Below are 318 nucleotides of genomic sequence, written 5' to 3'. Positions count from 1 at the left end.
GCTCCCAGGTGCTGATCGATGCTGCGGCCGATGCTCGCGCCATCGCCGGGCTCGTGGGCGCCGGCTCCACGGACTGCTCGCTGTCGGGCAGCCTGCAGATGATCATCACCACGCACTCCCACCACGATCACATCGGGGCGCTCGAGGAGGTCAAGTCCCGCTCCGAGGCCGTCACGGCCTGCGGCACCGACGACGAGGACGACATCGACGTCGAGATGGACCTGACGCTTGATGACGGAGACGTCGCCGAGTTCGAGGGCTTCGACCTGGAGGTCATCGGCCTGCCGGGTCACACCCCCGGCTCCATCGGCCTGGTCT

1 protein-coding gene is annotated in these 318 nt (G+C 68.2%); it reads left to right on the top strand.

From position 1 onward, the window contains the following. Positions 1 to 318: MBL fold metallo-hydrolase (locus IG178_RS24625; RefSeq protein WP_193215227.1), on the top strand; the 318-nt coding region annotated here is incomplete at both ends.

The sequence above is a fragment of the Neoluteolibacter marinus genome, assembly GCF_014904755.1.
Lineage (GTDB): Bacteria > Verrucomicrobiota > Verrucomicrobiia > Verrucomicrobiales > Akkermansiaceae > Haloferula > Haloferula marina.
The sequence above is the reverse complement of the archived record's forward strand: the minus strand, read 5'-3'. Positions and strand labels throughout refer to the sequence as shown.